At 75.9% G+C, this 17,020-nt stretch carries 17 protein-coding genes; 6 read left to right on the top strand and 11 right to left on the bottom strand.

What is annotated here, in order from left to right:
• Position 1: 1 nt before the first annotated feature.
• The 4 genes from ABEA04_RS01020 to ABEA04_RS01005 form a co-directional block, all read right to left on the bottom strand.
• Entirely contained in the window at positions 2–1,528 is a 1,527-nt protein-coding gene (locus ABEA04_RS01020; protein ID WP_345453468.1) for a DUF7059 domain-containing protein, read from the bottom strand.
• A complete protein-coding gene (locus ABEA04_RS01015; RefSeq protein WP_345453465.1) occupies positions 1,525–2,346 on the bottom strand; it encodes a metallophosphoesterase family protein in 822 nt (273 codons plus the stop codon). The genes ABEA04_RS01020 and ABEA04_RS01015 overlap by 4 nt, the downstream gene beginning before the upstream one ends.
• A 103-nt stretch (positions 2,347–2,449) precedes the next feature.
• On the bottom strand, positions 2,450–4,792 hold the full coding sequence (locus ABEA04_RS01010) for a sodium-translocating pyrophosphatase (RefSeq protein ID WP_345453462.1): 2,343 nt from the start codon (positions 4,790–4,792) through the stop codon (positions 2,450–2,452).
• Positions 4,793–4,981: 189 nt separating this feature from the next.
• A complete protein-coding gene (locus tag ABEA04_RS01005; RefSeq protein WP_345453459.1) occupies positions 4,982–5,320 on the bottom strand; it encodes an anti-sigma factor antagonist in 339 nt (112 codons plus the stop codon).
• A 232-nt stretch (positions 5,321–5,552) separates the two neighbouring features.
• Between ABEA04_RS01005 and ABEA04_RS01000 the strand changes: the two genes are divergently transcribed.
• Positions 5,553–7,910 (top strand): DEAD/DEAH box helicase, encoded by a 2,358-nt coding sequence (locus ABEA04_RS01000; RefSeq protein WP_345453456.1) that lies wholly within the window; start codon positions 5,553–5,555, stop codon positions 7,908–7,910.
• Here ABEA04_RS01000 and ABEA04_RS00995 read toward each other — a convergent pair.
• From ABEA04_RS00995 to ABEA04_RS00985, 3 genes are all read right to left on the bottom strand, one after another.
• The gene (locus tag ABEA04_RS00995) at positions 7,907–8,272 is read right to left on the bottom strand and encodes an Rv3654c family TadE-like protein (RefSeq protein WP_345453453.1); all 366 of its coding nucleotides are present in this window, start codon (positions 8,270–8,272) and stop codon (positions 7,907–7,909) included. The genes ABEA04_RS01000 and ABEA04_RS00995 overlap by 4 nt on opposite strands.
• Entirely contained in the window at positions 8,269–8,601 is a 333-nt protein-coding gene (locus ABEA04_RS00990) for a TadE family type IV pilus minor pilin (protein ID WP_345453450.1), read from the bottom strand. The genes ABEA04_RS00995 and ABEA04_RS00990 overlap by 4 nt, the downstream gene beginning before the upstream one ends.
• A gap of 64 nt (positions 8,602–8,665) precedes the next feature.
• Entirely contained in the window at positions 8,666–8,866 is a 201-nt protein-coding gene (locus ABEA04_RS00985) for a DUF4244 domain-containing protein (protein WP_345453447.1), read from the bottom strand.
• 212 nt (positions 8,867–9,078) lie between these two features.
• On the opposite strand from ABEA04_RS00985, the gene ABEA04_RS00980 reads away from it, so the two are divergent.
• Positions 9,079–9,849 carry a methyltransferase domain-containing protein gene (locus tag ABEA04_RS00980; protein WP_345453444.1) on the top strand — a complete coding sequence of 257 codons (771 nt, stop codon included), beginning with the start codon at positions 9,079–9,081 and terminating at the stop codon, positions 9,847–9,849.
• Here the strand turns inward: ABEA04_RS00980 and ABEA04_RS00975 are convergent.
• From ABEA04_RS00975 to ssd, 4 genes are read right to left on the bottom strand one after another with little or no spacing between them, the layout of a single operon-like run.
• Entirely contained in the window at positions 9,835–10,566 is a 732-nt protein-coding gene (locus tag ABEA04_RS00975; RefSeq protein ID WP_345453441.1) for a type II secretion system F family protein, read from the bottom strand. The genes ABEA04_RS00980 and ABEA04_RS00975 overlap by 15 nt on opposite strands.
• Complete coding sequence (locus ABEA04_RS00970; protein WP_345453438.1) at positions 10,563–11,342, bottom strand: type II secretion system F family protein; 780 nt, start codon at positions 11,340–11,342, stop codon at positions 10,563–10,565. The genes ABEA04_RS00975 and ABEA04_RS00970 overlap by 4 nt, the downstream gene beginning before the upstream one ends.
• Positions 11,342–12,499, bottom strand: coding sequence for a TadA family conjugal transfer-associated ATPase (locus tag ABEA04_RS00965; RefSeq protein ID WP_345453435.1), 1,158 nt, complete (start codon positions 12,497–12,499; stop codon positions 11,342–11,344). The genes ABEA04_RS00970 and ABEA04_RS00965 overlap by 1 nt, the downstream gene beginning before the upstream one ends.
• Entirely contained in the window at positions 12,496–13,614 is a 1,119-nt protein-coding gene (gene ssd, locus ABEA04_RS00960; RefSeq protein ID WP_345453432.1) for a septum site-determining protein Ssd, read from the bottom strand. The genes ABEA04_RS00965 and ssd overlap by 4 nt, the downstream gene beginning before the upstream one ends.
• A 180-nt stretch (positions 13,615–13,794) precedes the next feature.
• Here ssd and ABEA04_RS00955 point away from each other — a divergent pair, with 180 nt between their 5' ends.
• The 4 genes from ABEA04_RS00955 to ABEA04_RS00940 all read left to right on the top strand — a co-directional run bounded on the left by ABEA04_RS00955 (position 13,795) and on the right by ABEA04_RS00940 (position 17,010).
• Positions 13,795–14,583 carry an HAD family hydrolase gene (locus ABEA04_RS00955; protein ID WP_345455597.1) on the top strand — a complete coding sequence of 263 codons (789 nt, stop codon included), beginning with the start codon at positions 13,795–13,797 and terminating at the stop codon, positions 14,581–14,583.
• A gap of 50 nt (positions 14,584–14,633) precedes the next feature.
• On the top strand, positions 14,634–15,122 hold the full coding sequence (locus ABEA04_RS00950; RefSeq protein ID WP_345453430.1) for a SigE family RNA polymerase sigma factor: 489 nt from the start codon (positions 14,634–14,636) through the stop codon (positions 15,120–15,122).
• 119 nt (positions 15,123–15,241) lie between these two features.
• Positions 15,242–16,483 carry a PASTA domain-containing protein gene (locus tag ABEA04_RS00945; RefSeq protein WP_345453427.1) on the top strand — a complete coding sequence of 414 codons (1,242 nt, stop codon included), beginning with the start codon at positions 15,242–15,244 and terminating at the stop codon, positions 16,481–16,483.
• Positions 16,484–16,542: 59 nt separating this feature from the next.
• The gene (locus tag ABEA04_RS00940; protein ID WP_345453426.1) at positions 16,543–17,010 is read left to right on the top strand and encodes a hypothetical protein; all 468 of its coding nucleotides are present in this window, start codon (positions 16,543–16,545) and stop codon (positions 17,008–17,010) included.
• Positions 17,011–17,020: the final 10 nt, after the last annotated feature.

Below are 17,020 nucleotides of genomic sequence, written 5' to 3'. Positions count from 1 at the left end.
CCTACGCGGACGGCGTCGCGTCGCCGGCGGGCGTCAGGAACCCCTGCGCGACCAGCTCGGCGGCGACCGGCAGGTAGGTGGCGCGGGTCTGCGCGGCGTCGAGGTCGAGCAGCTGCGCGACGGCGTCGAGGATCTGCCCGACCTCGAGGTCGCCGTCGCAGGCACCCACGAGCGCGGCCTCGACCGTGTCGGCGGTGCGGGCCCGCCGCAGGCCGCGCTGCTGGCGCAGGACGACGGTGGCCGGGTCGCTCGCGCCGACCGGGCCCACGGTCTCCTGGAGCACGTCGGCCCGGGTGACGAGGCGGTCGTGGCCGGCGACCGTGCGGCCGGCCGTGGCACCCCACTCCAGCACCGCCGGGGCGATCGGCTGCTCGACGTCGTAGGGCCACTCGAGCAGCTCGTGGTGGCCGGCACCCTCGGCCCCCTCGCCGCGGTGGCGCAGGTTGATCCAGCCGAACCCGACGGCCTCGACGTCCTGCTCCTCGAACCACGCCAGCCACGCGTCGTAGCGGGCGCGGTAGTCGGCGACGTCGCCGTGCCCGGTGGCGGGGTGGTGCCCGGAGTCCTTCAGCCACAGCTCGACGTAGGCGGCGGGGTCGAGCAGCTCGCGCTGGACGACGAGCGCGTCGACGTCGTCGCCGAGCCAGCCGGCGAGTCGCTCGTCCCACGGCCGGCGTCGCTCGACCACCCAGTTGGCGAGCACCTGGCACCAGCCGCCGTCGGTCAGGTGGCCCGGCGCGGCGCGCACGACGTGCTCGACGACCCCGTCGCCCGGCAGCCCGGAGTCGCGGTAGACGAGCAGCGGCCCCTGACCCTGTCGAGGGGCGCCCGGGCCCGGTGAGATGACGAACGGCGGGTTGGTGGCGATGAGGTCGAACCGCTCGCCGGCGACCGGCTCGAGCAGCGAGCCGTCGCGCACGTCGAGGCGCACGTCGTTGAGGGCGGCGTTGAACCGGGTGACGTCGAGCGCGCGAGCGTTGACGTCGGTGGCGACGACGTGGTCGCTGTGCCGGGCCAGGTGCAGCGCCTGCACGCCGCAACCGGTGCCGAGGTCGAGGGCGCGGCCGACCGGACGACGCACCGTCAGCTGCGCGAGCGACGTCGACGCCGGGCTGATGCCGAGCACGTGGTCGCCCGTGGGCCGGGCGGTCGCCCCGTCGAGGCCGGGCGTGAGGTCGCTGACGACCCAGAGGTCGTCGTCGCCGTCGTCGGTGGCGTAGGGGCGGCAGTCGAGCCGTGCGTGGACGTCGTCCCCGTCGCGGGCGAGCAGCCCGGTGGCGGCCAGGCGGTCGACCAGGCCCGGCAGCGCGCCCTCGGCGGCGGCCCCGTCGACCGGTGCCTGCAGCAGGAACAGCCGGGTGAGGGTCTCGATCGGGCTGCCGCCGGTGGTGGCGGCGCGGGCGGGCACGGTCTCGTTGCGGGCCAGCGCGTCGTGGGCGCGCGCGCCGAGCAGGTCGGCGACGCCGTCGTAGGTGAAGTCGGCGGCGACGAGCGCGTCGCGCAGCGCGGGGGCGACGTCCGGGCTCATGCGGGCGCCGCCGCGTGGTAGTAGGTGTCGAGGCCGAACGCGCCGGCCTCGTAGTCGGCCACCGCGCCGCGGTAGAGCCCCAGCCGCAGCTCGGCCTCGTAGCCGGCGTAGTTGGGCAGGCCCCTCTCGCGGGCCACCGCCAGCTCGGCCTCGACGTCGTAGGGGACGCGGACGAAGGTGAGGGCGAAGGACGCCGGCTCGGTGCCGCCGACCACCCCGTCGAGCACGACGTAGCACGCCGTCGGGTCGCCCATCGCGTTGCCTGCGCTGCCGGTGTTGAACAGGGTGCGCCCGCGCAGCTGGGTCTCGTAGAACGGGTCGTGGGTGTCGCCGTAGCCGACGACGTCGGGCTCGGGCACCTCGCCGACGGCGGGGATCGTGGCCGCGGTGGTGGCGAACATGCCGAGGAACTCCTCCTCCGTCTTCACGTAGCGCACCCGGCGGTGCACGGTCTCGGCGCTGGCGTGCAGCAGCCGCACGCGGCGTCCGCTGACGAGCAGGTCGTGGCAGAACGGCAGCCCGGCCAGCCAGTCGACCTGGTCGGCGTCCAGCTGGTCGCGCCACCAGCGGAGGTCGGCGCCGTCGACCTTCGTGCGGTCGCCGACGACGTCGTCCCAGTTGCCGAGCAGGTTCACCTCGCAGCGCTCCCGGCACCGCGCCACGACCTCGCGCCCGCGCGGACCCTTGCCGACGTAGTCGCCGAGGTTGAACACCCGGGTGATCCCGCGATCGTCGATGTCGGCCAGCACCGCCTCCAGCGCCGTCAGGTTGCCGTGCACGTCGGAGACCAACGCGATCTGCTCCCGCCGTCCGCTCACCGGCACATCCTCCCAAGACGACGCTGACCCGTCAGACATGTCTGACGGGTCAGCGTTGATGGTGCGGTGACCCGTCGGACATGTCTGACGGGTCAGCGCGGGGTCAGGCGGTCGGCGCCGTCATCGGGCCGGGGCCACCCGCGGCCGGGGGCGGCGGGGGCGGGGCGGCCGAGTCGTCGCCGATCGTGGTCTCACGCTGCTTCGACATGTAGACCACGCCCGCGATGATCGCCGTGGCGACCAGCGCGATGAGGATGCGGACGACGTCGTCGCCACCGTCACCGGCGCCGAGCGAGACGACCGCACCGGCGATCAGCAGCGAGACCAGGTTCATCACCTTGATCAGCGGGTTGATGGCCGGGCCGGCGGTGTCCTTGAACGGGTCGCCGACGGTGTCGCCGATGACGGTCGCGGCGTGGGCCTCGGAGCCCTTGCCGCCGTGGGCGCCGTCCTCGACGAGCTTCTTGGCGTTGTCCCAGGCACCACCGGAGTTGGCCAGGAACACCGCCATCAGCGTGCCGGTGCCGATGGCACCGGCGAGGAAGCCGGCCAGCGCCGAGAAGCCGAGGCCGAAGCCGACGGCCACAGGCGCCAAGACGGCGAGGACGCCGGGCGTGACCAGCTCGCGCAGCGAGTCGCGGGTGACGATGTCGACCACGCGGCCGTACTCGGGGCGACCGGTGCCCTCCATGATGCCGGGGATCTCGCGGAACTGGCGGCGCACCTCGTAGACCACGGCGCCGGCCGCGCGGGCGACCGCGTTGATGGCCAGGCCGGAGAACAGGAACACCACGGCCGAGCCGAGCAGCACACCGACGAGCACCGACGGGTCGAAGACGAACAGGCTGAGCAGCAGCGTGGGATCGGAGTTGTCGAGCTCCTCCAGCACGGTGGTCGCGTAGGAGCCGAACAGCGCGGTGGCCGCGAGGACGGCGGTCGCGATCGCGATGCCCTTGGTGATGGCCTTGGTGGTGTTGCCGACGGCGTCGAGGTCGGTGAGGATCTGCGCGCCCTCGGGGCTGACGTCGCCCGACATCTCCGCGACGCCCTGGGCGTTGTCGGAGACCGGACCGAAGGTGTCCATCGCGACGATGGAGCCGACGGTGGTCAGCAGGCCGCAGCCGGCGAGCGCGACCGCGAACAGCGAGATCGACAGCGAGCCGGTGCCCAGCAGGAAGGCACCGAAGACGGCGCCGCCGAGCACGATCGTGGTGTAGACCGCCGACTCGAAGCCGACCGAGAGGCCGGAGAGGATGACGGTGGCCGCGCCGGTGAGCGAGGACTTGCCGACGTCCTTGACCGGGCGGTACTCGGTGCCGGTGAAGTAGCCCGTGAGCGCCAGGATGGCGGCCGCGAGCACGATGCCGATGACGACCGCGATGGCGGCGATCAGCGCCGGGTTGCCGTCGGGCGCCTCGCGGGAGATCAGGTCGAGGGCGCTGCCCGCGACGTCGAAGTCGTCGAAGCTGGTGGGCAGGTAGACGAACGACAGGATGATCGAGGCGAGCGCCGCGATGCCGGCCGAGGCGTAGAAGGCCCGGTTGATCGTGGTGAGGCCGTTGACGCCGGCCTGCGGCTTGGTCAGGTAGACGCCGGCGACCGCGGTGAGCGCGCCGATGGCGGGGATGAGCAGCGGGAAGACCAGGCCCTTGTCGCCGAAGGCCTGCGAGCCGAGGATCAGCGCGGCGACCAGGGTCACCGCGTAGGACTCGAACAGGTCGGCGGCCATGCCCGCGCAGTCGCCCACGTTGTCGCCCACGTTGTCGGCGATGGTGGCGGCGTTGCGCGGGTCGTCCTCGGGGATGTTGTTCTCGACCTTGCCGACCAGATCGGCGCCGACGTCGGCCGCCTTGGTGAAGATGCCGCCGCCCACGCGCATGAACATGGCGAGCAGGGCGGCGCCGAAGCCGAAGCCCTCGAGCACGTCGGGGGCGTCGTCCTGGAAGAGGATGACGACGAGGCTGGCGCCGAGCAGGCCCAGGCCGACGGTGAGCATGCCGACGGTGGCGCCGGTGCGCAGGCCGATGTTCATGGCCGGCTCGCGGCCCACGGTGTTGGCGGCGGCGGCCACGCGCAGGTTGGCGCGCACGGCCAGCGACATGCCGAAGTAGCCGACGGCGGCGGAGAAGCCCGCGCCGACAAGGAAGAACACCGAGCGGAAGATGCGCACGACGGTGTCGTCGGCGGGCAGGGCGAGCAGCGCGAAGAACGCGATGCCGGCGAAGATCGCCAGCGTGCGGAACTGTCGCTGCAGGTAGGCGTCCGCGCCCTCCTGCACGGCCTGCGCGATGTTCTTCATGTTGTCGGTGCCCTCGGGCGCGGCAAGCACTTCCTGGCGGAACTTGTAGCCCATCGCGAGCGCGCCGAGCGCGATCAGGGCCACGAGCACTACCAGGACGAGGTTGCCGCCGGTGACCTCGACGGCTGCGGGATGGATCCCGGCCATGCTGTCCTCCTGCGGATTCAGACGTGCGTCAGCCGGGCCCTGTGACCCGCCTCATGGTGTGGAACGGGCGGGAGTTTACGCACGACCCCCCGGTGTCATGCGCACTGGCTGGCCGTGCGTCCGGGTGAGCCGCCCCGGGCCGGGCGCTGCCGGAGCGGGCGGACGTCGTCCGGTCGGGTCGGGCGCGGGTCAGGCGTCGGCGAGCGCGGCCTCGGCCGAGCCGTGGATGACGAAGACCTTGGCCAGGCCGGTGATGCGGAAGATCTTGAGCAGCCGGTCCTGGTTGCAGATCAGCTGGAGCGAGCCGTCGTGGGCGCGGACCTTCTTCAGGCCGCCGACCAGGACGCCGAGGCCGGTGGAGTCGAGGAACTCGACGGCCTCCATGTCGATGACGATGTGGTAGGTGCCCGCGGCGACCAGCTCGGTGATCTTGTCGCGCAGCTTCGGCGCCGTGTAGACGTCGATCTCACCGCCGACCGCGACGATCGTGCGCCCTTCGACGTCACGCGTCTCGAGACTCAGGTCCACGTCTTCTCCCATGCACTGCGGGCGTTCGATTCGGGCCCGGGCGCAGGTGCGCCGAGACTCGGCCGGGCTAATCAAACCATGCTGGTCCACAAGGCGCACACAGAAGTAAAGGGTGGACGTCGTCGGGCCCCGTCCGCGCGGTCGTGGGGCTGCTGCCAGGTGGCGGTGGCAGGGCGGCGGCAGGGCGGCGGCAGGGCGGGGCTGTCGGCGGGCTGTGCCAGCATCGACGTCCGTGACCACGACGTCGTCCGAGCCCCGCGCGGGGGCGAGCCGGGCGGGCGCGGCGCTCGACCGGCTGGCCGCGGTGCCGGGCCGCGACGGACGGCTGGTGCACCGCGAGACCCGGGCCCCGCGCGCCGCCGCCCACGCGGCGTGGCCGGTGTGGAGCGACCCCGCGGTCGTGACGGCGTTCGCCGAGCGGCGCGGCGTGGCCCGCCCGTGGTCGCACCAGGCCGCGGCGGCCGAGGCGGCGTGGGCCGGGCGGCACGTCGTCCTGGCGACGGCGACGGCGTCGGGCAAGTCGCTGGCCTACCAGCTGCCGGCGCTCTCGGCGGCGCTGGGCGCGCGACGCGACCGCGGACGGCGGGGCCGCCAGGGCGCCGCCACGCTCTACCTCGCGCCCACCAAGGCGCTGGCCCACGACCAGCTCGCCGGCCTGCTCGAGCTGGGGCTGCCGGCGCGGGTGACGACGTGCGACGGCGACAGCAGCCGCGACGAGCGCGACTGGGCGCGGGCGCACGCCGAGTACCTGCTCACCAACCCCGACATGCTGCACCGCTCGATCCTCCCGGGGCACCAGCGGTGGGCGGCGTTCCTCGGCTCGCTGCGGTTCGTGGTGGTCGACGAGTGCCACCACTACCGCGGGGTCTTCGGCGCGCACGTCGCGCACGTGCTGCGCCGGCTGCGCCGGGTCTGCGCGATGTACGGCGCCTCGCCCACCTTCGTGCTGGCCTCGGCCACGACGGCCGAGCCGGCGCTGACGGCGTCCCGGCTCACCGGGCTCGACGTCGAGGCGGTGACCGACGACGGCTCACCCCGCGGCGAGCTGAGCCTGGCGCTGTGGGAGCCGCCGCTGACGACCCACGCGGGCGAGAACGGTGCGCCGGTGCGGCGCAGCGCGGTGAGCGAGACCGCCGACCTGCTGGCCGACCTGGTCTCGAGCGACGTCGCCACGCTGGCCTTCGTGCGCTCGCGCCGGGGTGTCGAGCAGGTGGCGCTCTCCGCGGCGAGCCTGCTCGCCGAGGTCGACCCGTCGCTGCCGCGGCGGGTGGCGGCCTACCGCAGCGGCTACCTGCCCGAAGAGCGGCGCGCGCTCGAGGCGGCGCTGCGCGGGGGTGAGCTGCTGGGGCTCGCGGCCACCAACGCCCTCGAGCTGGGCATCGACGTCAGCGGGCTCGACGCCGTGCTGGTCTCCGGGTTCCCGGGCACGCGGGCGGCGTTCTGGCAGCAGGTGGGGCGGGCGGGCCGGGGGGCCGGCGACGCCCTCGGCGTCCTCGTGGCGCGCGACGACCCGCTCGACACCTACCTGGTGCACCACCCCGACGCCCTGCTCGGCCGGCCGGTCGAGGCGCAGGTCTTCGACCCCGACAACCCGCACGTGCTCGGGCCCCACCTGTGCGCCGCCGCGCAGGAGCAGCCGTTGACCGCGGCCGACCTGCCGACCTTCGGTCCGCGGGCCGCCGAGGTGGCCGACGCGCTGGTCGGCCGCGGGCTGCTGCGCCGCCGCCCGACGGGCTGGTTCTGGACCGACCGGCGCCGCGCCGCCGACCTCACCGACATCCGCAGCGCGGGCGGCTCACCGGTCTCGCTGGTCGAGGCCGGCACGGGCCGGGTCGTCGGCACCGTCGACGGCGGGCGCGCCGACGCGAACGCCCACCCCGGCGCCGTCTACCTGCACCGCGGTGAGACGTGGCTGGTCGACGAGCTCGACCTCGAGGAGCGGGTCGCGACCATGACGCGGGCCGACCCGGGCTACACCACCACCGCCCGCGACGTCACCGACATCCGCGTGGTCGGCGAGCGCGAGAGCCGCACGTGGGGCCGCTGCCGCCTGGTGCTGGGCGACGTCACCGTCACCACCCAGGTCACCTCGTTCCTGCGGCGGCGCCAGCCCGGCGGCGAGGTGCTCGGCCAGGAGGCCCTCGACCTGCCCGCCCGCGAGCTCACGACCGCCGCGGTCTGGTGGACGGTGCCGGACGACGTCCTGGCCGCCACCGGCGTCGAGGAGGCCGACCTGCCCGGCGCCGCGCACGCCGCCGAGCACTGCTCGATCGGGCTGCTGCCGCTGGTGGCCACCTGCGACCGCTGGGACATCGGCGGCGTCTCGACGCGGCGTCATCCCGACACGGGTCTGCTCACCGTCTTCGTGCACGACGGCCAGCCCGGCGGTGCCGGCTTCGCCGAGCGCGGCTACCGCGCGGCGCACGAGTGGCTCACCGCCACCCGCGCCACCGTCGCCTCGTGCGAGTGCGAGCACGGCTGCCCCTCGTGCGTGCAGTCGCCCAAGTGCGGCAACGGCAACGACCCGCTCGACAAGCCGGGCGCCGTCGCGCTGCTCGATGCCCTGCTCGCCGAGGCGCCCGCCTCCTAGCCGGCCGCCGGGGCCACCGGGCCGGCGCGGGCGTCCGCGGCGAGGTCGCCCTCCTGGCCGAGCCAGCGGGGGCCGGTGACCAGCACCTGCACGCGCACGTCGCGCCCGTCGACGGCGCAGGCGGTGAGGGCGGCGTCGTTGGCGGTGGCGACGGCGCCGGCGGCGGCGCAGGGGTCGCCGCCGTCGGCGAGGGTGCGGGCTCCGGCCAGCGCAGCCAGGTCGGCGGCGGACTGCGCGGTGCGGTGCGCCACGACCATCGCGGCCACCACCCCGAGCGCTGCGCCGAGCAGGAGCAGCACGCCGGCCAGCGCCAGCACCGTGACGGACGCCGACCCGCGGTCGGTGCGGCGGGACCGGCTCACGGCTCCTCCTCGGCCAGCGCCTCGGCGTCGGCGCGCACCGTGACCGACGGCAGGAAGCCGAACAGCCCACCGGGGCCGTCGACCTGCGCCACCGCCTCGGCGCGCACCCGGCCGCCGGACGACGTCACGCTCACCGACCCGCCCTCGGGCACCACCCGCTCCCCCGCCGCCACGGCGGCGCCGACGTCGTCGCCGCGCGCCACGGCCCGGGCGGTCTCACGGGCCGCGTCGACGGCGCGCACCTGCGCGGCGCCGACCGAGAGCAGCCAGACCAGCCCGATGGTGAGGGCGACCAGCAACGGCAGCGCCAGGGCCAGCTCGGCCGTCACCGCACCCCGATCGCTCCGAACCCGCCGGCACCGCCGGACCGCGCGGCGACCACTCATCGCCGACTCACCCGATGCCGAGCAGGCCGAGCACGTGGTCGAACAGCGTCTTGAGCAGCCGGTCGCCGAAGCCGCCGGTGAGCAGCGTGTAGAGCAGGCCGGCCAGCCCGGCGCCGGCGGCGGTGCCCACGGCGTACTCGGCGGTGGTGATGCCGCGGTCGTCGGCGACCCGCCGTGCGGGGCGTCGTGCGGGGAGTCGTGTGCGCATCTGCGCTCCTCTCGTCGGGGCCGCCCGGTGCGGCCCAGGCGGGGAACTGTGCTCGGCCGCACCGCCACCTCGCAGCCGTGGCCGAGGAGCTGTGGAGAACCGGGACGCGGGAGCGGCCTGTGGACGGTTCGTGGACATTTCCGCTGTCTCGCAGGGGCGTCTCCGCCGTGCACGCAGACGGACGGCGGCTCGGCTCGGGCAGGATCGAACCCGTGCGGGACTTCGACGTGCTGGTCGCCGAGGCCGAGGCGGCCGACGTCGCCGGCTGGGGCTTCGACTGGCTCGACGGTCGTGCCACGGAGGAACGGCCGCCGTGGGGCTACGCGCGGCTGCTCGCCGAGCGGCTGGGGCGCGCGTCGTCCGCGCTCGACCTCGACACCGGGGGTGGGGAGGTGGTCGCCGAGGCGCCGGTGCTGCCCCGCCGGATGTGTGTCACCGAGGGCTGGCCGCCGAACGCCGATCGGGCGCGGGCGCTGCTGGGACCGCGCGGCGTGGAGGTCCACGAGGCTCGGCCGGGTGCGCCACTGCCCTTCGCCGACGCCTCCTTCGAGCTCGTGACGGCCCGCCACCCGGTGAGCCCGCCCTGGGCCGAGATCCGGCGCGTGCTCGCGCCGGGGGGTCGGTACCTCGCTCAGCACGTCGGTCCGGCGTCGGCGTTCGAGCTGATCGAGCACTTCCTCGGCCCGCTGCCCGAGGAGCGCCGGGCACGGGACCCCGACGTCGAGGCGGCGCAGGCCGCGGCGGCCGGCCTGACCGTCGTCCGGCTCGACACGGCCCGCTGCCGCATGCAGCTGCACGACGTGGGCGCCGTCGTCTGGCTGCTGCGCAAGTGCGTCTGGTGGGTGCCGGGCTTCTCGGTCGACGCCTACCGCGACCGCCTGCGTGAGCTCGACGAGCGGATCCGCCGGGAGGGTCCGTTCGTCGCGCACTCGACCCGTCACCTCGTCGAAGCGCGCCGCGAGGACCGCTCAGATCGACAGTGAGCCGAGCAGGCCGGCCACCAGCGGCACGATGCCGATCAGGACGAACGAGGGAAGCAGGCAGAGGCCGAGCGGCACGGCGGCCTTGACGCCGACGGCGCGGGCGCGGTCCTCGACCTCGCCGCGGGCCGAGCGGGCGAGGTCGTCGGCGAGCCGCTCGACGGCGACGAGCACCGGCGCGCCCGTGGTGCTGGCGCGGGCCATGGTGCGGCCGAGCGGCCCCAGCTCGGGGTCCCGGGCCAGCTCGTCCCACACAACGGCGGCCGCGACGCCGAGGCTCAGGCGCGCGGCCACGGGCCCCAGCCGGTCGGCAGCCGGGCCGGGCAGCGCCCGGGCGACCAGGACGACGGCCTCCCCCGGCGGCGCGCCCGCCCGCAGCGCCGCGGCCACCAGCGTCACGACGGCCGGCAGGTCGCGGCGCACCTCTTCCCGCCGGCGGCGCACCTCCGGCGTCTCGGCGCGGCCGGCGACGAGCCACACGCCGACCGCGGCCACGGGGGCGGCCACGGCGCCACCGGCGCCGCCCACCACGGTCAGCGCGCCGACGCCGGCCAGCAGCGACCACACGAGCCGGTGACGCCTCAGCCAGCCGACGTCGGGCACGCCGTCGTCCACGGCGGACGGCGCCCGGGCCGGCTGCAGCGACGTCGGCCCGGGCCGCACCAGCAGCGCCGCGGCTCCGGCGGCGGCCACGACCGCGAGCACGACCAGCCCGGTCACGGGGCGTCCACCCCGCGCGCGATGGCCTCGATCCACGCCAGCCCGGCCAGGGCGAAGGCGAGCCCGAGGCCGAGGCAGGCCAGCCCGACCGGGTGGCCGAGCAGGAAGCCCCACGGGTCGCCGCCGGCGCCGGAGCCCATGGCGAGCGCCAGCAGCGGCAGCGCCGCCACGAGCTTGGCGGTGGCCCGGGCCGAGGCGAGCTCGCCGGTGACGACCCGCCTGGTCTGCGCGGCGGCCCGCAGGTCGCGCGCGACGTGGTCGAGAGTGTCGGCCAGGCCCTCGCCGGTGCGGTGGGCGACCTGCCAGGCCGCGGCCACGACCCTCAGGTCGCGGGCACCGGGCTCGGTCGCGGCGGCGCGCCAGGCGTCGGGCACGTCGGCGCCCACCCGGAACGCCTCGGCCACCCGCGCCAGCGTCGGCCAGTCCTCGGCGCTGCGCTCGAGGGCCAGGCCGGGCGGCTGACCGGCCTGCAGCTCGGCCGAGAGCGACTCGCACAGCTCGAGCACGCGGGACGCCGTCCGCTCGGCCGCGCGGCGGGTCTGCCGCGCCCGCACCAGCCGGACGGCGGCCACCGCGGTCAGCGCCAGCAGGCCCGCGAGGACGGCGAGGCGCGGTCGTCCGAGCAGGACCGAGAGCGCGACCGCCGCTCCGCCCACCAGCAGCACCGGACGCACCGGCACCGGTCGCGTCGAGCCGTCAGGCGCCGCGAGCACCCTCGCCGGCGGCACCAGCAGCACCGCGGCCAGGACGGCGGCCGCCACCGCGACGGCGCCCATCAGCCCACCCCGCCGAGCCGGTCGAGCAGCGCGCCGAGGGCCGGCCCCTCGCGCAGGCCGCCGGCGGGGTCGACCTCGACCGCGAGCTCGGTGCCGACCAGGCCGTCGGCGCCGCGGACCGGCACCGCGACCTGCGCGACCCGGCGCACGCCGTCGCGGGAGCGCGCGAGGTGCACGACGACGTCGACCGCCGAGGCCAGCTGGCTGTGCGCCGCCTCGCGCCCGAGGCCGGCCGCGAGGGCCAGCGCCTCGACCCGCGCGGGGACGTCGCGCGCGGAGTTGGCGTGCAGCGTGCCGCACCCGCCCTCGTGACCGGTGTTGAGCGCGGCGAGCAGCTCGACCACCTCGCCGCCGCGCACCTCGCCGACGACGAGCCGGTCGGGCCGCATGCGCAGCGCCTGCCGCACGAGGGTGCGCAGCTCGACGGCGCCCGCCCCCTCGAGGTTGGGCGGCCGCGCCTCGAGCCCCACGACGTGCGGGTGCTCGGGCCGCAGCTCGGTGGCGTCCTCGACCACGACCACGCGCTCGCCGGGCGGCACGCGGGCCAGCAGGGCGGCCAGCAGGGTCGTCTTGCCGGTGCCGGTGCCGCCGCTGACCAGGAACGCGAGGCGCTCGGCGACCACCCGGTCGAGCAGCGCGGCCACCTCGGGGGCGACCGTGCCGGACGCCGTCAGCTCGGCCAGCGTGAACCCGCCGCGGCGCGGCACCCGCAGCGAGATGACGGTGCCCGGCCGCGCGACCGGTGACAGCACGGCGTGGAACCGGGTGCCGTCGGCCAGGCGCAGGTCGACGAACGGGGTGGCGTCGTCGAGGCGGCGTCCGCCCAGCGACGCGAGCCGCTGCGCGAGGCGCCGCACGGCATCGTCGTCGGCGAAGGCCACCTCGCTGCGCTCGAGGCCGGAGCCGCGGTCGAGGTAGACCTCGCCCGACCCGTTGACCAGCACGTCGGTGACGCCGGGCAGCCGCAGCAGCGGCTCGAGCGGCCCGGCGCCGACGACGTCGCGGCGCAGCGCCTCGTGGACGGCGAGCACGGTGGCGTCGCCGACCGGTCGGCCCGTGGCCCGCAGCGCCTCGGCGACGCGGTGCGGCGTCAGGTCGCCGGGGCTGCGCGCGAGGTGCTCGCGGACGGCGTCGACCAGCCCGGCCGGGGCGCTCACGCCGCGCGCCCTCCGGCCCGGGCGCCGACGAGGTGCTCGAGCAGCGCCTCGCAGCCGCGGGACAGGGGCGAGCGGTGGGTGCGCAGCGGGCCCAGGCCGAGGTCGATCGACTCGTCGAGCCCGCGCTGGTCGGGCAGGGTCGCGACCACCGGCGCACCGACCGCCCGGCCGACGTCGCGCTCGTCGAGCCCACGACCGCGCACCACGACCGTCGGCGCGGCCCGGCCCTCGAACCGGGCCCGCAGCCGGGCGGCGGAGGCGACTCCGGCGACGCTCGGCGTCACCACCACGAGCAGCGCGTCGCAGCGGGCGGCCACCTCGTCGACGAGCGGGTCGACCACGCGCGGCAGGTCGACGACGACGGCGTCGTGGCCGCGTCGCGCCGCCGACAGCGCCTCGCGCACCGCGAAGGCCTGCAGGGTGGCGCTGGAGCCGGCGTACCAGGTGAGCACGCCCAGGGCACCGCGCCGCGGCAGCGCCTCGCGCAACGCCCGGGCGCTGAGCCGGCCGGTGGTCTCGCACAGCGCGTCCCACCGGAAGCCGTGGGTGGCGTCGAGACCGAGCACCCGGTCGAGGCCGGGGCCGAGCGGGTCGCAGTCGACGACGAGCGTCTCGCCGTGGCGCGCGGCGGTCTGGCCGAGGGCGCAGGCGAGCGTCGTCGCGCCCGCCCCGCCGCTGCCGCCGACCACGCCGACCACCAGCCCGCGCCCCCGCGCGGCCTCGCCGACGTCGGTGAGCGTCTCGACCACCCAGCCCTCCGAGCGCGGCAGCTCGGCGACGTTCTCGGCGCCGACGCCCAGCCCGGCGCGGAACAGCGAGCTGTCGACCGGACCCCACGCCACCACGTGGACGCCGTCGCGCCGGTCTGGCGCCAGCTCGGCCAGGGCGGGCGTCAGGTCGCCGCCGACGAGCACCACCGGCGCCCGCGACCACGGTCGGAGCGCGGCGGCGGGGTCGGCCACGACCTCGGGCACCACGCCGGCGGCCGCGGCCAGCCGCAGCAGCTCGTCGCGCAGCGTCTCGTCGGCGGTGACCACCAGCGGCGCGGCGCCGGAACGGGACGGGTCGGACGGGTCGGACGGGGAGGGCGGGGACGTGGGTGTCGGTGTCGTCATGGCCAGGACGCTTGCCGCGACCACCGACGCCGCATGCCGGGCGGACGTCGTCCTGTGGAGAACCGCGTCGCGAGCCCTGCCTGTGGACGGTTGCGGGACATTCCGGGGCTCGCGCGGGCGGGGTGGACGTCGTCCGGGCGCCGACGCCGCCCCGCGTGCGACCATGACGTCGTGGCCAGCGTGGGCCGGTCGGCAGCGTTCTTCGACCTCGACAAGACGATCATCGCGAAGTCGAGCACGCTCGCGTTCAGCAAGCCGTTCCAGGCGGGCGGGCTGATCTCGCGCCGCGCGGTGCTGCGCTCGGCCTACGCCCAGTTCGTCTACCTCGTCGGCGGCGCCGACCACGACCAGATGGAGAAGCTGCGCCAGTTCATGTCGCAGCTCGTCGCCGGCTGGGACGTCGCCACCGTGCGCGAGATCGTCGCCGAGACGCTGCACCACGTGGTCGACCCGATCGTCTACGACGAGGCGGTCAACCTGATCGCCCAGCACGCGCTGGCCGGACGCGACGTCGTGATCGTCTCGGCGTCGGGCACCGAGGTGGTCGAGCCGATCGGCGAGCTGCTCGGCGCCGACCACGTCGTCGCGTCACGGCTGCAGGTGGTCGACGGGCACTACACCGGTGAGATCGACTACTACGCCTACGGCGAGGAGAAGGCGCGCGCGATCCGCGAGCTGGCCGACTCGCGCGGCTACGACCTCGAGCGCTGCTACGGCTACAGCGACTCGGTCACCGACGTGCCCATGCTCGAGGCGGTGGGCTTCCCGCACGCGGTCAACCCCGACAAGGAGCTGCGCCGGGCCGCCGCCGCCCGGGGCTGGCCGGTGCTGGTCTTCACCAAGCCGGTGGCGCTCAAGGCGCGGGTGCCGTTGCCGCCGGCGAAGCCGGCACTCGCTGCGCTCGCGGTGAGCGGGGCGGTGGCGATGGGCGGCGTGCTGTGGGCCAACGCCCGCAAGCGCCGCGCCTGACACCGAACGGATCGGCGCGCCACCTCATCTAGGCAGGTGAGAGGAGTGCCGTGGACGACGACTACACCGGCTTCGCCGCCGCCCGCTGGCGGCCGCTGCTGCGTGCCGCGATCGTCCTCGGCTGCTCGCCCACCGAGGCGGAGGACCTGGTGCAGACGACCCTGCTGCGCTGCTACGTCGCCTGGCCGAAGGTGGTGCGGGCCGAGAGCCGCGACGCCTACGCCGGGCGGGTGCTGCTGAACGCGTTCCGCGAGAGCCGGCGGCGCCGGTGGTGGGGCGAGCGCCCCGCCGCCGACCTGCCCGAGCAGGTGCTGGACGACGACACCGGCCGCGTGGACGACGCCGACGCCGCCCGCCGCGCCCTCGCCGGGCTCACCGCCGCCCAGCGCGAGGTGGTGGTGCTGCGCCACTACGTCGGGCTGAGCGAGCGCGAGACCGCCGACCTGCTCGGCGTGCCGCGCGGCACCGTCAAGAGCCGCCTCTCGACCGCGCTCGGCCGCCTGGCCGGCGCTCTCGACGAGACCGAGGTGGACCGATGACCGACCGAGACGTGCTGGCCCGGCTGGACGACGCCCTCGAGCCGCTGCTGCCCCCCGGCCCGCCCCCCGTCACGGACCTGGTCGTCCGCGGCCGGTCGGTGCGTCGCCGGCGTGCCGGCGTGCGGGCGGGGCTGGCCGCCGCGGTGGCGGTGGTCGCGGTGGTGGTGGGTTTGTCGGTCGTCGGCCGCCCCGGACCGGTGGTCGAGCCGCCGTCGTCTTCCGCCACGACGGATGCGTCGGTGCCCGACGGCTGGCGGCTCGTCGGGCTGGACGGCGTCATGGTCTACTTGCCGGCCGACTGGCGACCCCGGTCGTGCGGGTCCGGGACGCTCGCCTACGGGCCGGTGCTCGGCACGTCCAGCGGCGGCACCGGCTGCACGGACGTCGTCCTGCTGCGGCCAGTCGTGTTCGGCGACATGGCCTTGCAGACCGAGCCGCTCAACGGGCTCGAGGTGGTGCGCTACGACCGGACGTGCGACGACACCCCGGACGCTCCTGCGGCGCTTTGCGCCCCGGAGCACCGCACGACGATCGCCGTTCCCGATCGGGGCGTCGAGCTCGTGGTGACCGCCAGCGGTGAGGCAGCGGTCGACCTGGCGGAGCGGATCGTGGCGACCCTGCGGCCGATGCCCGAGGGCAGCACGGCCGTGCCGGCCGTGCCGGTGCCGGGGGAGTTCGCGCGTGTGTGCAAGGCCGTGTTCGGCGCCGGCCTCGTCCTCGGTCGAGCGGGGCTCGACCAGCAGGTGTGCGGAGCGATGTACGTCGGACCCCCAATCACGCTCGTTCCCGCGCCGGGCACGGTCGTTCCCAACGGGAGCGTCGTGGAGGTGGAGAACCGGATCGCCCTCGGCGGGGTGTCGGTCGCCGTCCCCCGCGACTGGGTGCCCGAGGTGTGCGCGGCCGGGCAGGTCGGTTTCGTGCCGTCCGGGATCGACAACTGCGAGAGCGAATCGGTCGAGCTGACCCGGGCCACCACCACGCCGCGCGGCACGGCAGTCGAGCGGGGCGGGTTCGAGGTCATCGAGCAAGACTGGAGCTGTCCCACCAACGCCTTCTGCGTCGTCAGCTTCAGGACGACACTGACGGTGGTCGACGCAGGCGTGCAGGTCGTCGTCTCCGTCGACGACCGCGCCGTGATTGATCAGATCATTGCCAGCCTGGCGCCGATCCCCGACGGCCTCGTGGCGGTGCCGCCGCTGCGAGCGAGGGCGAGCGCCGCCGAGGCGGAGGAGATCCTCGCCGCCGCCGGCCTCGTCGGGGTCCCGGAGCGCACGGCAGCCACCGCCGTCACCACCAACCCCGCCCCCGGCACGCTCGTCAGCCCCGGCACCGAGATCGGCCTGGTGTCGGCGACCGGGTAGCCGGAAGCCGGAACCTTCCACCTGCCGACGACCCCTCGCCCGCTCGTAGCGTGCCCGCCATGGAGCAGGAGCCCGCGATCGCGGTGCGGCTCGTGACGACCGTCGGCGAGACCACCCGCCGCGTCGACGTCGCGATCGCCGGCGAGGAGTCCGTGGCCGTCGAGGACGGCGTCGTCACCGCGTTCCCGACCGCCCGGCTGTGGCCGGTGGTGCGCGAGCTGCTGCCGCTGCTGCCGCACGTGCAGGCCGACCCGGCGGGCCGGCTGCTGCCCGAGCCGCGCGAGCCCGGTCCCGACTTCGTCGAGCAGTGCCGGGCGTTCGTCGCCGTCACCACGGTCGTCGACGAGAGCGTCACCGTGCGCTCGTGGCTGGCCACCGACGACGAGCTGTGGTCGGTGACGCCGCAGCCCGACGGCTCCACCGTCGTCCGCCCGGCCGCCGAGGGCGCGGTCGCCGACCTGCTCGTGTGGGACGTGACCGCCGCCCTCGAGGCCCTGTTGCACCGCTTCGACCGCAAGGCCTCGTGAGGACAGCACG

Origin of the sequence: Nocardioides marinquilinus (assembly GCF_039543705.1) — a bacterium.
GTDB lineage: Bacteria > Actinomycetota > Actinomycetes > Propionibacteriales > Nocardioidaceae > Nocardioides > Nocardioides marinquilinus.
Note: the sequence above shows the minus strand (reverse complement) of the source record. Positions and strands in the feature narration are given on the sequence as shown.

Bases quoted from the DNA above. Each gene is read 5' to 3' on its own strand.
- ABEA04_RS01020 (WP_345453468.1), bottom strand. From the start codon at position 1,528: ATGAGCCCGGACGTCGCCCCCGCGCTGCGCGACGCGCTCGTCGCCGCC.
- ABEA04_RS01010 (WP_345453462.1), bottom strand. From the start codon at position 4,792: ATGGCCGGGATCCATCCCGCAGCCGTCGAGGTCACCGGCGGCAACCTC.
- ABEA04_RS00985 (WP_345453447.1), bottom strand. From the start codon at position 8,866: ATGCGCACACGACTCCCCGCACGACGCCCCGCACGGCGGGTCGCCGAC.
- ABEA04_RS00970 (WP_345453438.1), bottom strand. From the start codon at position 11,342: ATGGGCGCCGTCGCGGTGGCGGCCGCCGTCCTGGCCGCGGTGCTGCTG.
- ssd (WP_345453432.1), bottom strand. From the start codon at position 13,614: ATGACGACACCGACACCCACGTCCCCGCCCTCCCCGTCCGACCCGTCC.
- ABEA04_RS00940 (WP_345453426.1), top strand. From the start codon at position 16,543: ATGGAGCAGGAGCCCGCGATCGCGGTGCGGCTCGTGACGACCGTCGGC.